General features: G+C 39.8%; 12 protein-coding genes. 11 read left to right on the forward strand and 1 reads right to left on the reverse strand.

Annotation, left to right across the window (positions count from 1 at the left end):
- The first annotated feature begins 40 nt into the window (after positions 1 to 40).
- Entirely contained in the window at positions 41 to 1,108 is a 1,068-nt protein-coding gene (locus J7E77_RS14075; RefSeq protein WP_214715160.1) for a LacI family DNA-binding transcriptional regulator, read from the forward strand.
- Positions 1,109 to 1,591: 483 nt separating this feature from the next.
- A complete protein-coding gene (locus tag J7E77_RS14080) occupies positions 1,592 to 2,668 on the forward strand; it encodes a Gfo/Idh/MocA family protein (protein WP_214715161.1) in 1,077 nt (358 codons plus the stop codon).
- A gap of 150 nt (positions 2,669 to 2,818) precedes the next feature.
- On the opposite strand, the gene J7E77_RS14085 is transcribed toward J7E77_RS14080, so the two are convergent.
- The gene (locus tag J7E77_RS14085; protein ID WP_214715162.1) at positions 2,819 to 3,595 is read right to left on the reverse strand and encodes an AraC family transcriptional regulator; all 777 of its coding nucleotides are present in this window, start codon (positions 3,593 to 3,595) and stop codon (positions 2,819 to 2,821) included.
- Positions 3,596 to 3,731: 136 nt separating this feature from the next.
- Between J7E77_RS14085 and J7E77_RS14090 the strand changes: the two genes are divergently transcribed.
- The 9 genes from J7E77_RS14090 to J7E77_RS14130 all read left to right on the forward strand — a co-directional run bounded on the left by J7E77_RS14090 (position 3,732) and on the right by J7E77_RS14130 (position 13,728).
- On the forward strand, positions 3,732 to 4,493 hold the full coding sequence (locus tag J7E77_RS14090; protein ID WP_214715163.1) for a sugar phosphate isomerase/epimerase family protein: 762 nt from the start codon (positions 3,732 to 3,734) through the stop codon (positions 4,491 to 4,493).
- A gap of 161 nt (positions 4,494 to 4,654) precedes the next feature.
- Complete coding sequence (locus J7E77_RS14095; protein ID WP_214715165.1) at positions 4,655 to 5,638, forward strand: ROK family glucokinase; 984 nt, start codon at positions 4,655 to 4,657, stop codon at positions 5,636 to 5,638.
- Positions 5,639 to 5,677: 39 nt separating this feature from the next.
- Positions 5,678 to 5,875 carry a hypothetical protein gene (locus J7E77_RS14100; protein ID WP_214715166.1) on the forward strand — a complete coding sequence of 66 codons (198 nt, stop codon included), beginning with the start codon at positions 5,678 to 5,680 and terminating at the stop codon, positions 5,873 to 5,875.
- A gap of 225 nt (positions 5,876 to 6,100) precedes the next feature.
- Positions 6,101 to 6,829 carry a ThuA domain-containing protein gene (locus J7E77_RS14105; RefSeq protein WP_214715167.1) on the forward strand — a complete coding sequence of 243 codons (729 nt, stop codon included), beginning with the start codon at positions 6,101 to 6,103 and terminating at the stop codon, positions 6,827 to 6,829.
- Complete coding sequence (locus J7E77_RS14110; protein WP_214715168.1) at positions 6,829 to 7,866, forward strand: Gfo/Idh/MocA family protein; 1,038 nt, start codon at positions 6,829 to 6,831, stop codon at positions 7,864 to 7,866. Before J7E77_RS14105 ends, J7E77_RS14110 begins: the two co-directional genes overlap by 1 nt.
- A 124-nt stretch (positions 7,867 to 7,990) precedes the next feature.
- Positions 7,991 to 8,959: a sugar phosphate isomerase/epimerase family protein gene (locus J7E77_RS14115; protein ID WP_214715169.1), complete on the forward strand. Its 969-nt coding sequence runs from the start codon at positions 7,991 to 7,993 to the stop codon at positions 8,957 to 8,959.
- A 33-nt stretch (positions 8,960 to 8,992) separates the two neighbouring features.
- Positions 8,993 to 10,663: a glycoside hydrolase family 13 protein gene (locus J7E77_RS14120; protein ID WP_214715170.1), complete on the forward strand. Its 1,671-nt coding sequence runs from the start codon at positions 8,993 to 8,995 to the stop codon at positions 10,661 to 10,663.
- A 701-nt stretch (positions 10,664 to 11,364) separates the two neighbouring features.
- Positions 11,365 to 12,390 carry a LacI family DNA-binding transcriptional regulator gene (locus tag J7E77_RS14125; protein WP_214715171.1) on the forward strand — a complete coding sequence of 342 codons (1,026 nt, stop codon included), beginning with the start codon at positions 11,365 to 11,367 and terminating at the stop codon, positions 12,388 to 12,390.
- Between the two features lie 111 nt (positions 12,391 to 12,501).
- Positions 12,502 to 13,728, forward strand: a complete 1,227-nt coding sequence (locus J7E77_RS14130; RefSeq protein WP_214715173.1) for an ABC transporter substrate-binding protein — start codon at positions 12,502 to 12,504, stop codon at positions 13,726 to 13,728.
- Positions 13,729 to 13,845 lie beyond the last annotated feature (117 nt).

The raw sequence follows: 13,845 nt of genomic DNA on the forward strand, positions 1-13,845 counted from the left end.
GTAGTAGAATCAATTAACTTCGAATGAGAGGGGAGAAGAAATGGCTGTTACCATCAAGGATGTGGCAAAGCTTGCAGATGTCGCACCATCAACTGTTTCAAGAGTAATTGCCAATAATTCACGAATTAGTGAAGCAACGAAACGAAAAGTTAAAAAAGCAATGGAACAGCTAGGGTATCATCCTAACCAAAATGCCAGAAGTCTTGCCAGTCAATCAACCCAAACAATAGGGCTTGTCATGCCGAGTTCTGGAGATGTCGTTTTTCAGAATCCGTTTTTCCCTTCTATTTTACAGGGAATAAGTGAGGGGGCCCGTGAAAAAAAATATGCTTTGCAAATGACAACAGGGAAATTAGAAAAGGAAACACTTGAAGCAGTTATTAATATGGTACAAGGGAAAAGAGTAGATGGCATGATTCTTCTTAACTCCAAGGTGGAGGATAAAGTCATTTCGTACTTAAGAGAAAGGGATTTTCCTTTTGTTGTTATTGGAAAACCTTCTAAAGATGCAGAAGAAATCACACATGTTGATAATGATAATGTTCGTGCCATGAGAGAAGCTACTGAATACTTAATAGACCATGGCCATCGGAAAATTGCTTTTATTGGAGGGAACCCAGAACTAATGGTTACGGTTGACCGGTTGAATGGGTATAGGCAGGCTTTAAAAAAGGCAAACATTCCTATAAAAAATGAATATATCCTTCATGAGGAATTCCTAAGGGAAGGCGGTCAAGAGGCGGTGAGTGAGTTAATGGCACTTGAGCAACGCCCAACTTCACTCGTAGTGGTTGATGACTTAATGGCACTAGGTGTACTTAGTACATTAGATGAGCTGGGAATCAGGGTTCCGGAAGAAATCTCAGTCGTTAGTTTTAATAACGTCCTCTTAGCAGAAATGTCCAAACCACCCTTAACTTCAATGGATATTAATATTTTTGATCTTGGATACCAGGCATCCTGGAGTTTAATTCAAAAAATAGAAAACAGAACAGAACCAACCAAGCGCATTATCATTCCTCATAAATTGGTTGAACGTCAATCATGCAGTCACCAAATTCCTTTAACCATAGATGAACAAAAGGCAGATGGTAACGAGAATCTATAAAGATTCCCGCTATACCGTCTGCTTTTCATCTATTAAGTTATATATCTTCCTTCGATTTTACATTGGTTATTTTTCGATAATCCACACGTTACTGAAATTCTAGAAGTAATCTATAAGTCAGCTCAAACGGGAGAAGCGATTTATTTTAATGAATAAACATGCCATTATGGCTGTCATTTAGGTGCTTATAAATTTCCAAACTATAAGCAGGGAGTAGATGATTCGAAGCATTCGATGTGATTTGCACCGAGTGCTTTTCTTTATTCTTGCGAAAAATGGGCGAAAGGTCATTTAACACGTTAATTGAACTTTGAAGGAAGAATGAAAAATAGCAAAATAATAGATATTTCAATTATATTATCTATGTTTATTTGCATATCCAAGATATAAGATGTAATCAAATAAGTAATGTTTTGAAAAAGCAGAAGTGAGAATTAAAGAAAACCTATCGAGAAAATGATGGCAAAAAAAGGAGATATAAAAATGACGAATAGAAACTATCATTTAGTTATAGTTGGTTACGGTGGTATGGGAAGCTATCATGGAAAGCTGCTCAAAGAAAACCAAAACATAAATGTCGTTGGAACCTATGATATTCTGGGGGAAAGAAGAGCCGCTTCCTTGGCTGATGGATACAAGGTATATGAAAGTTTAGCTGCTGTTTTAGCCGACGATTCTGTTGATTTTGTTCTTATCGCCACTCCTAACGATGTGCATAAAGAAATCGCTGTCGCAGCCTTAAACGCCAAAAAGCATGTAATTTGTGAAAAGCCGGTCACTATTTACAGTGAAGAGTTAATCGAAATTATGCAGGCTGCAAAAATGAATGACAGAGCGTTTATTGTGCACCAAAACCGCAGATGGGATGAAGACTTTCTAACGATAAAAAAAGTATACGATGAACTGATTATCGGAGATGTCTTTCATATTGAATCACGGGTACAAGGAGCAAACGGCATTCCGGGAGACTGGCGCCATCAGAAGGCATATGGCGGGGGGATGCTGCTGGACTGGGGTGTCCATTTACTAGATCAACTGCTATTTATGATCGACAGTAAGATTACGAGTGTCTATGCCAATTTAAGTTATATTTTAGGGAACGAAGTAGACGATGGTTTTCAAGTGTTTATCACGTTTGAAAACGGCATCACCTCTTTAGTGGAAGTGGGAACAACAAACTTCATTCAACTGCCGCGGTGGTACGCAAAAGGAACAACAGGAACGGCAGTCATCCATGATTGGGATATTAACGGTAAAATCGTGACGCAAAATCGGGGAGTGGAGGTAGAAGCTCCGAAACCGATTAAAGCCGGGCAAGGGTTGACGAAAACGATGGCACCTCCGTCTGAAAAAGCTGTCAGTACATCGGATTTACCGAAAGTAGATAAGACGATGGAAAGCTTTTATGACAATGTGATTTCTGTAGTTGAAGGAAAAGCAGAACCAATCATCAAAAATGAGGAAGTTTTGCGTGTCTTACAATTGATGGAAACGATTTTTAAATCAGCAGAGACAAACGAAGTCATCAAAGACTTTGATAGGGTAAGAAGTCATACCTAATGGACGGGAAAATCCTATTTTAGATATATAAATGTGGATTTTATAAAATTAATAGAAAAGCTAGAAATACTGATGTGAAGTGGGAAACTCAGTGATTTCTAGCTTTTCTAATTTTATTAAAACATTACATGTATAAGGCAAACATGTAATCTAGTATTCTATCCGCCTGTATGCACCAGGAGCAACGCCGTATTTCTTTTTAAATACCTTATGAAAGTAAGGATAGGTTCCGAAGCCGCAGTCTTCAGCAATCTGTTCAAGTGTCAGTGTAGTGTATTTCATCCGCTCAATGGCCGAGGATAAGCGGATTGCCTGCGCGTATTCCATCATCGTTTTCCCAACGCTGCTTTTGAATAGATGAACGGACCTTGAGACGCTGAGCCCAGCATGCTGCGCCACATCCTCCACTTTAAAGGCGATCGTGGCATGCTCCTCAATGTAACGCATCATCCGTGTCACCGTATACGGGTGACTGAAGGATCGGCCGGTTTCGCTGATAGCCCGTTCCAGAGATAAACAGAGCGCTCGCAGCAAATAGCCGGAGAGCTCTTCGTTTTGGCTGGATGATGGACGGCGTTTTTCAATCATGATCTGGCGCCATAAGGTCAACAGCTTTTCATCCAAATCGATTCGGGAAACATCCGGCTTTTCAGAACGGCTCCACCATTCGTCCATCCACGCGCCTTCACAAACTAAGTGATAATCCCCGCTGTTTTGCCCCTCTTTGACAAGCAGTTCGTAGTGATCCCCAGGTTTAATGAGCAGTAGGTCTCCTTTCGCGAGTTCCATTTTTCTCCCCTTCACGACTACTTCGCAGAGACCTTCTGTTTGCAGTCTGAAAAGATACGAAGGGTATCCGGATTTATGTTGAGAATGATATCCATTTGTGTGAAAGGAATAGCCGCAAAAAAATATGTTTGTCGTCATAAGCTCCCTCTATTCTAACAAAATAGAAAAATAGCAAAATAGTAGATGTTTTAATTATATCATCTATGTTTATTTTTAGATATACAATATAAGATGTAATCAAATAAGTAATGTTCCAAGAAAGTGGGGGATAAGGATGATCAAAATTCCAGTAGCTGTACAAATGTATACATTGCGGGAAGAAAGCGCGCAAGATTTTGCTGGCACTTTAAAAAAGGTGGCAGAGCTTGGCTTCGATGGTGTTGAATTTGCCGGGTATGGTGGATTGCCTGCAAAAGAAGTAAAAGTGTTATTGGATGAGCTTGGCCTTCAGGCAGCAGCGAGCCATGTGCCACTTGAACTATTGGAAAATAATTTAGCCGGGGTTATAGAAGATCAGAAAATACTAGGAAGTAAGTATGTTGTCTGCCCTTACATAATGCCAGATCGTCGCAGCGAGGATGATTACAAAGCCCTTATCTCTTTATTAGATAAAGTTGGTGAAACATGCCGTCAGGAGGGCATCACCCTTTGTTATCACAATCACGATTTTGAACTTAATCGTATGTCTGATGGCAGAACGGCGCTCGAAGCTATTTTTGATGATACTAAGGCAGACAATGTGTATACAGAGCTGGATGTGTATTGGCTGACAAAAGCAGGCGAAAAGCCGGTGGAGTGGATCAATCGTTATCAAAAGAGAACCCCGCTCATTCATTTAAAAGACATGACGACAGATGGAGAACAATTTTTTGCGGAGCTTGGTACAGGCGGCGTTGACCTTGATGCAATTTTGCATATGGGAGAAGAAGCCGGTGTTCAGTGGTGGGTCGTCGAGCAGGATTTAAGCCGCCGTACACCATTTGAAAGCATTGAAATCAGCATAAATTATTTGAAAGAAAAACACCGAAATCTGTAGAAATAATAGGAATATGGAAAACCCTTAGTGGAGTTAGTGTATTTTTTGGGGACGCTGCAGGAAACAATTTGGAATTTTTTTTATTTATGATAGAAGATTCAAGTCAAATGCTAATTATGTGAAAAAATCACAAATTTAAAGATGAAAAAGAGTGAATGGATATGGATGCGAAATGGTTAGTTGGTGTGGATTTAGGCGGCACCACGATTAAACTGGCATTTATCAGTCTGAATGGCGATATCATTTATAGCTGGGAAATAGATACTGACAAAAGGGAAAGCGGCCGATATATTCCTACAACGATTGCAAGCACGATTGACCAAAAGTTAAACGAATTAAATCAAACAAAAAATAGGCTAATCGGTATCGGAATCGGAGCGCCGGGTCCTGTTAATGTGGATGGTTCCATTGAGGTGGCTGTTAACTTGGGATGGAGGAAATTCCCTTTACAAGCTATTCTCGAGCGGGAAACTTCCTTGCCGGTTGCTGTAGAAAATGATGCTAATATTGCGGCAATCGGTGAAATGTGGAAGGGTGCTGGCAAAGGAGCTAAAAACTTAATCTGTGTAACATTAGGAACTGGTGTCGGAGGCGGGATTATCGTCAATGGTGAGATTGTGCATGGTGTAAATGGAGCCGGTGGTGAAATTGGTCATATTACATCTGTTCCTAGAAACGGCTCACCTTGTAATTGTGGGAAATCAGGATGTTTAGAAACTGTAGCATCCGCAACAGGAATTACCCGATTAGTACTAGAGAAATTAGCTTCTACCAATGATATTAGTAAATTAAGAGACTATTACGAGAAACATCAAACTATATCGGCCAAGCTGGTTTTTGATGCTGCAAACGAAGGGGATGAACTCGCCAAGCGAGTCATTCAACAGGTTGTATACCATTTAGGATTGGCTCTGGCGAATTTAGCTAATGGATTAAATCCCGAAAAAATTGTCATTGGAGGCGGCGTTTCAAAAGCGGGCGACACTTTGTTAGGACCTTTGAAAGAGGAATTTGTTTTATATACTTTTCCAAGAGTGGCACAAGGTGCAGAGATTGTTATTGCTACATTAGGTAATAATGCAGGCGTAATTGGAGGAGCATGGCTGGCAAAAGAGAGACTAATAAATAAATCCAAAGTTAAATGATATGCCAGGTTTCGGCTGCAATAAATGGGGGTAGTTTTATTGAAATCAAACGAAGAAACCCTTGAGGATTTAAAAAAAGAATTGCTTCGAATCGGATCAACGAAACAAACAGAATATGATTTGTTTAAGAGAAAGGGGCAAGTTTTAAGTACGACAATTTGCCGACGATTGAAACTAAGTTGGCCTGATGTTGTTGCAAAGGCTGATATAAAGATATATAAGCGAGATAGTTGTTAATATTTGTGATAGAGTTTGAGCTCTTTTGGAATCTATTACAAACCAATTATAAATGGACTATTAATTATTCTGGGTTTTTCTCACCTAAATTGTTTTTAATTTAACGTCAAAGGATTATTAGGTTCAATATTTTCCACCCTTCGTGTCAATGTAAGCCGTTTCATAAATTTTTTCTTTCTCTAAAATAATAGTTAAAGTGAACGATAAAGAAGGAGTAGGTAGATTATGGTAAAGGTAACTGTATGGAATGAAAATCGTCATGAGCAAAAAAATCCAGTCGTAAGAGATATTTATCCAACCGGGATCCATGGTACGATTGCCCAATTCCTTCAGTCTGAAGGAATTGTAACAAGAACGGCTACTCTTGATGAGCCGGAACATGGCTTAACCGATGATGTACTAGCTGCTACCGATGTATTAGTTTGGTGGGGACATCTAGCACATGGAGAAGTGAAAGATGAAGTAGTACAGAAAGTACAACAGCGTGTTCTAGATGGAATGGGACTGATTGTTCTCCATTCTGGCCATTTTTCAAAAATCTTTAAAACATTAATGGGGACCAGCTGTGATTTAAAGTGGCGGGAAGCTGATGAAAAAGAACGACTTTGGGTGGTGAGTCCAAGCCATCCGATAACAGAAGAAATCAATGAATATATTGAATTAGAAAAAGAAGAAATGTATGGGGAGCATTTTGATATCCCACAGCCGGATGAGCTTATTTTTACAAGCTGGTTTGAAGGCGGCGAAGTATTCCGCAGTGGCTGTACATACAAACGTGGAAATGGGAAAGTATTTTATTTCAGACCGGGCCACGAAACCTATCCAACCTACCATAACGAGCAAATTCAACGCGTGATTATCAATGCAGTAAAATGGGCCGCGCCTGTCAAAAGGGAACGTCCTGTCTACGGAAATGCGAAACCATTAGAACCAATCAAAGGGGGACAAAAATAATGAAAAAGTTAAAAGTTGGAGTAATCGGATGTGGCAGTATTGCCCAGCATCGTCATTTACCTGAATATAAAGCGAACCAAAATGTAGAGCTAGTGGCTGTTTGTGATATCAATGAAAGCCGGGTTAAGGAAATAGCAGAGAAATATGAAGTCACTGCTTACACAAACTATGAAGAGTTATTAAGCAGCGGAACGGTTGATGCAGTCAGCGTTTGTACACCAAACTATCTTCATGCCCCAATTTCGATTGCTGCCTTAAATGCCGGCCTTCATGTTCTTTGTGAAAAACCAATGGCAACTTCTAAACAAGAAGCCGAAGCAATGATTGCCGCGGCCAAAGAAAGTGGCAAGAAGTTAATGATTGCTCATAATCAGCGTTTTGTCCCTTCCCATCAAAGAGCACGTCAGCTGATTGCAAGCGGGGAAATCGGCAAAATTTATAGTTTCCGCACAGCATTCGGGCATGGCGGTCCAGAGGGATGGAGTGTAGATGGGAAAGAAAGCTGGTTTTTTGAAAAAGAAAAAGCCTTCGTTGGTGCAATGGGCGATTTAGGTGTCCATAAGACCGATTTACTGAGGTATGTACTAGGTGAAGAAATTACCGAGGTGGGTTCTTTCGTTGAAACAAGTGCCAAAGAATTTGCTGATGTTGATGACAATGCGGTTTGTGTATTAAAAACAGAAAGCGGGATTATCGGAACACTTGCGGCAAGTTGGGCTTATGTCAGTAAGGAAGATAATTCAACGATTATTTATGGTGAAAAAGCCATTCTACGGTTAGAGGATGATCCAACTAATTCACTTGTCGTTCAATATGTCAACGGTGAAGTCGTAAATTATCAGCTTGGAAAAATTCAGTCGAATGCTGCGGGCGGCCAACGTACGACACATGTAATCAACCATTTTGTAGATGCTGTTATTCATAACCAAGAGCCACCTGTTCCTGGTGAGGAAGGAAAAAAATCACTAGAGGTGATTTTAGCAGCCCTTCAATCAAGTGAAACAAAACAAATTGTTAAAGTGAGCGAGCTATCATAATTTTGCGTTAGATAAGAAGGGTGGTGGACCATACTGGGCCGCCATCTCTCTATTGATGTCTACAAGTTACCTATCACGGATCAATCGTATAAAGAGCGAGCAGTTATAGAGAGGGGAATTCATTATGAGACTTGGAGTTTTTACCGTATTATTTGCTGAAAAATCATTCGAGGAAATGCTTGATACAGTTAAAGAAGCCGGACTACATGCAGTTGAAATAGGAACGGGATGCTATCCTGGAAACAACCACTGTGATTTAGATGGGTTATTGGAAAGTGAAGAGGATAGACGTGAGTATATCCAAAAGGTAGAGGAACGCGGACTGGTAATCAGTGCATTCAGCTGTCATGGAAACCCGATTTCTCCTGAAAAAGAATTTGCTAACAACTCGCATGAAACACTCTTAAAAACGATTAAACTTGCTTCGCTTCTCGAAGTGCCGGTTGTTAACTGTTTTTCAGGAACAGCAGGAGATCATGAAGGGGCGAAATATCCAAATTGGCCTGTAACACCTTGGCCTAATGAATATGGCGACGTGTTAAAGTGGCAATGGGAAGAAAAACTGATTCCTTATTGGAAGGAAGTTGGCCAATTTGCTAAGGAGCACAACGTGAAAATAGGCCTTGAACTACACGGAGGTTTTTTAGTCCACACACCATATACACTCTTGAAGCTGCGTGAGGAAACCTGTGATGCCATTGGCGCTAACTTAGACCCAAGTCACCTATGGTGGCAGGGAATTGATCCAGTTGCTGCTATTAAAATTTTAGCCAAAGAAAATGCCATTCACCATTTCCATGCAAAAGACACATACATTGATCAGGAAAATGTGAATATGTATGGATTAACTGATATGCAACCGTATGGGGAAGTACGTACACGTGCTTGGTCCTTCCGTTCGGTTGGCTGCGGACATAGTTTAAAAGAATGGTCTGACATGATGAGTGCGCTCCGTACTTATGGTTATGATTATGTTGTCAGCATTGAACACGAGGATCCGATTATGTCGATTGAAGAAGGATTCAAACGTGCAGTCGTTAATTTGAAGTCTGTCTTAATTGAAGAGCCCGTTTCACAAATGTGGTGGGTGTAAGGGGTCTTACTTTTTAAAAATAGAGGTGCGAGAATGAATAAAAAATGGTGGAAAGAAAGTGTCGCTTATCAAGTCTATCCCCGAAGCTTCATGGATAGCAATGGGGACGGAATTGGGGATTTAAAAGGAGTTACGTCAAAATTAGACTACCTAAAAGAGTTAGGCATCGATGTTATTTGGCTTTCTCCGATGTACAAATCACCGAACGACGATAATGGGTATGATATTTCCGATTATCAAGATATTATGGATGAATTCGGAACGATGGCTGATTTTGATGAGCTGCTTGAAGAAGTGCATAAGCGCGGCATGAAATTGATCCTTGATTTGGTCATCAATCATACGAGCGACGAACACCCTTGGTTTATTGAGTCCCGCTCCTCTAAAGACAACCCGAAGCGTGATTGGTACATTTGGAGAGAAGGTAAGGATGGCAAGGAACCGAACAACTGGGAATCTATCTTCAGTGGTTCTGCATGGAAATATGATGAAGAAACAGCGCAATATTTCATGCACATCTTCTCCGCCCGCCAGCCTGATTTGAATTGGGAAAACCCTGAGGTAAGAAATGCCTTGCACGATATGGTCAATTGGTGGCTGGATAAAGGAATCGACGGCTTCCGGGTCGATGCGATTTCTCATATCAAAAAGGAATCGGGATTCCCAGATATGCCAAATCCAGAAAATCAAGATTATGTATCCTGCTTTCCATATATGATGAATGTGGAAGGTATTGATGACTGGTTAACGGAGCTCTCGCAAAAAACGATCAAAAACTATGATGTGATGACGGTCGGAGAAGCAAACGGTGTCGGGCTTGATGACGCCGATCGCTGGGTTGGCGAAGAAAACGGTTATTTCAATATGATTTTTCAATTTGAGTTTTTAGGCCTGTGGGATAAAGATTCAGAGGGCCGTGTCAACGTACGTGCGTTGAAAAAGAATTTAACCAAATGGCAAATGGGTCTTGAGGGTAAGGGTTGGAATGCCTTGTTTATCGAAAACCATGACCAGCCGCGCCGAGTTTCAAGCTGGGGAAATGAACAGGAATATTGGAAAGAAAGTGCGAAAATGCTTGGCGCCATGTACTTCCTCATGAAGGGTACTCCGTTTATTTACCAAGGCCAGGAAATTGGGATGACCAACGTCCAATTCCCTTCTATTGAAGATTACAATGATGTTGGAATGGTTAATTACTACAAGATTGAAACAGCCAAAGGCCGTTCTCACGATGAAATTATGGACATCATTTGGAAGCAATGCCGTGACAATGCCCGGACTCCGATGCAATGGGATGCAACAAACAAGGGTGGGTTTACAACGGCGGACCAAACCTGGCTCGGTGTAAATCCTAATTACACAGAGATTAACATAGAAGCACAGGTAAATGACCCTGACTCTATTTTATCTTTTTATAAAAAATTGATTCGCCTAAGAAAAGACAATCCACTATTTGTTTACGGCACTTACGAATTGTTATTAGCCAATCATCCGAAGCTATTTGTTTACACTCGCCGATTAGGTAAGCATAAGGCGGTTGTGATTAACAATTTTAGTGAAAAATCAACAAGGTTTCGTGTTCCAGGCGGCTTATCCTATTCTAATTCTAAGCTTGTCCTTCACAATTATGATGTTGCGGATAAGAAACTACGGAAAGATTCCACGCTAAAGCCTTATGAAACAAGGGTATATTTATTGAAGTAATTAAAAAGGGGCATTTGCCCCTTTTTTATTTTTTTTTTTAGCTCTATTAGTAACCTTTTGTTGATTTTATATATTCCAATTGGCGATGGAAAGTGATTAAGGCTGCCTTTGAATGTTCATGGCGACGGAGGGACTGTCCACAATTACGGATCTTGAGGACAAAACTCCCGAGAGTCGGTGGGAACTGTCCACAATCACGGCTCTTGAGGACAATACGCCTCATGAAACGGAGGCAACTGTCCTCAATCAATGGAAAGAAAGTCCTCATGGGGTGATCATGGGGACGTAACCAAAAAGAAAATATCAAAGTGGTCATCATGAAGTCTTGGAGACCGAAGTAGCTTTGGATTTGAATGGATCCACGTTAGGAATCACTTTTTTTCCTAAAACAACAACACTAATTAACAAAGCCTTTTTTTTAAAAAGTCGGTTTACTACAAATATAAGCAGGCATTCTACAATTTGGTACTAAAGATGTGTTATAACATATAAGCGTATATTTCAGGGTAAAGTAAACTAGTTACTTTACCTTTTTTTATTAGTAAACATAACTAGTAAAATTAGCCGGTTTTACTTAAAATGATGAAAATTTCACGAAATTTAACTGATATTCTAGAAAATATGTTGAATGTAAGCGGTAACGGTGGTATATTAATAATAATAAATTTAGTTAAGTTAACTAAAAGAAAAGATGTGTGAGAATGGCAACTATTAAAGACATAGCGGAGCAGGCAAATGTTTCAACGGCAACGGTATCAAGGATATTGAACAACGATCCCACACTTTCTGTGGCAGAGGAAACCCGAAAAAAAGTTATCGAAGTGGTCAATGAGTTAAATTATAAACCTTTGAGAAAAAAGACTGTAAAAGCTGATAAAAAAACCGAATCCTATAATATTGGTTTAATCATTTTAAATGATGAAACAATAGACCCGTATTTTCAGTCTATCCGACTTGGGGTAGAAAGTACTTGTAATGATTATTCCCTAAATATCATTTCTACGATGACAGTTGGAAAGAGCAACATTACAGCAGAGGGCTTGAGTGGTTTAGATGGTCTCATTGTTATTGGAGATGTGGATATAGAAGATTTAAAAGAAATTTACTATGAGAATAACAACATTGTAGCTGTGGACTATTTACCTCGTGAGAATAATGTTGATACCGTGATTTCTGATTTAGAGGGAGCAACATACCAAGTTTTAGAGCATTTATTTAGCCTTGGTCATTCAGATATCGCCTATTTAGGCGGAAAAGGATTGGTCTTCGGGGTTAGCAGTAATAAAACCATTGAAAAAGAAGATACGAGGAAAAATGCTTTCGAAAAAATCATGAAAGAGAAGGGGCTATACAATCCTGCTAAAGTCTTAGAGGCTGATTGGGGACCAACCAGTGGGTATACTTTAACGAAACAATTAATTGAAACTGGCCAGATGCCAAGTGCGATTGTAGTAGGAAGTGATCCCATGGCTTTAGGGGTGCTTCGGGCCCTGCATGAAGCAAGTATCAAAGTTCCGGAAGAAGTATCGGTGTTTAGCTTTGATGATATCGAAGCTGCTGCTTTCATGAATCCGCGTCTTTCAACTGTAAAAGTACATGGGGATGAAATGGGGAAAACAGCGGTAAAAATGCTCTATGATCGTTTAAAGGGAAGATCCGTACCGCTGAAGGTAGTCCTTCCAACGGAGTTAATTATTCGAGATAGTGTCAGCGCCAAAAAATCATAATAAGGTTATTCGAATGGATTCGGTAAGGTTATCAGATACATTTTTGTAATCGTATCCAAATCCATTTGTTAGATAAAAATAAAAAACTATTAAATCTTGGAGGGGTTTTCTATGAAAAAATCAATCTCGTTAGTAGCAACTGGTATGCTTGCTCTGTCTGTTCTAGCAGGGTGCGGCAGCAAGGATGAAGCTTCAGGCGGTGCAAATGGAAAGGTTAAAATTGAGTTTTTAGAGTACAAATCCGAAGCAAAAGGTACATTTAATGAATTAGCCAAAAAATTTGAAAAAGAAAACCCAAATATTGATATTGTTGTTACTAATCCACCAGATGCTGTAACCGTATTAAAAACACGGGTAGCCAAACGTGATCTCCCAGATGTCATCGGGATGGGCGGGGATGTATCATATGCAGAGATTTCAAAGGCTGGAGCATTTAAAGATGTTTCGAAAGACAGCGCATTAAATGATATTCAGCCAGCGTATATTGACATGTTAAAGGATATTTCAAAACAGGACAAAGTATATGGAATCCCGTATGCGGCAAATGCCAATGCAGTAATTTATAACAAAGCTATTTTCAAAGAATTAGGCATTGAAGTACCAACAACTTGGGAAGCGTTTATCGCGGCAGCGGAAAAAGTAAAAGCTGCAGGAAAAATTCCATTTTACTTTACCTTTAAAGATGCATGGACGGCCTTGCCCGCTTACAATGTGCTCGCAGCAAACACACAGGGAGAAGATTTCTTTAAAAAGTTAGATAAGAAAGATACGAAATTTGCAGAAGGGCACAAGGAAGCAGCTGAAAAGCTAGTAACCTTGCTCAAATATGGCCATAAAGATCAGGCTGGTAAAGCGTATAATGACGGAAATGTAGCCTTTGCAAAAGGTGAGTCTGCTATGTATCTTCAAGGTATTTGGGCGATTCCAGAAATTAAAAAAGCAAATCCAAACATTGAGGTAGGCGTATTCCCTTACCCAATTGGTGACTCAAAGGTTGTATCAGGAGTCGATTTATTACTGGCGCAGTCTGCGACAACCAAGCATCCGAAGGAAGCTAAAAAGTTCATTGAATTTCTTTTAAGTGATGAAAATATGAAAAAATATCTTACACAGCAAAACGCCTTTTCAGCTAAAACAGGTGTCGTACAGGAAGCACCTGAGTTAGAAGGATTAAAAGTAAGCTTTGAAAAAGGTGCAGTTGTTGACTTTCCTGACCACTATGTACCAACTGCTGTTGCCCTTGAAAAGCAATTGCAAGTACTTACACAGAAAAAAAATGTTAATCAATACTTGAAAACTCTAGATACCGAATGGGAAAAAGTAGCAAACCGTAAATAATAATTTAATCATGGAGAAAGTGGGGGAATCCTAATTTCTCCATCTTTATAAAGGAGTGAAAGAAGTGAGTAAAGAAGATTTCGCCTTAAAAAACGGTAGTATTCCCTCTGCTAGGAT

The sequence above is a fragment of the Bacillus sp. ISL-77 genome, from assembly GCF_018613105.1.

Excerpts from the sequence above, each read along its gene's own strand:
- J7E77_RS14080 (WP_214715161.1), top strand. The coding sequence starts at position 1,592 with ATGACGAATAGAAACTATCATTTAGTTATAGTTGGTTACGGTGGTATG.
- J7E77_RS14105 (WP_214715167.1), top strand. The coding sequence starts at position 6,101 with ATGGTAAAGGTAACTGTATGGAATGAAAATCGTCATGAGCAAAAAAAT.
- J7E77_RS14115 (WP_214715169.1), top strand. The coding sequence starts at position 7,991 with ATGAGACTTGGAGTTTTTACCGTATTATTTGCTGAAAAATCATTCGAG.
- J7E77_RS14085 (WP_214715162.1), bottom strand. The coding sequence starts at position 3,595 with ATGACGACAAACATATTTTTTTGCGGCTATTCCTTTCACACAAATGGA.
- J7E77_RS14110 (WP_214715168.1), top strand. The coding sequence starts at position 6,829 with ATGAAAAAGTTAAAAGTTGGAGTAATCGGATGTGGCAGTATTGCCCAG.
- J7E77_RS14090 (WP_214715163.1), top strand. The coding sequence starts at position 3,732 with ATGATCAAAATTCCAGTAGCTGTACAAATGTATACATTGCGGGAAGAA.
- J7E77_RS14125 (WP_214715171.1), top strand. The coding sequence starts at position 11,365 with ATGGCAACTATTAAAGACATAGCGGAGCAGGCAAATGTTTCAACGGCA.
- J7E77_RS14095 (WP_214715165.1), top strand. The coding sequence starts at position 4,655 with ATGGATGCGAAATGGTTAGTTGGTGTGGATTTAGGCGGCACCACGATT.
- J7E77_RS14130 (WP_214715173.1), top strand. The coding sequence starts at position 12,502 with ATGAAAAAATCAATCTCGTTAGTAGCAACTGGTATGCTTGCTCTGTCT.
- J7E77_RS14075 (WP_214715160.1), top strand. The coding sequence starts at position 41 with ATGGCTGTTACCATCAAGGATGTGGCAAAGCTTGCAGATGTCGCACCA.
- J7E77_RS14120 (WP_214715170.1), top strand. The coding sequence starts at position 8,993 with ATGAATAAAAAATGGTGGAAAGAAAGTGTCGCTTATCAAGTCTATCCC.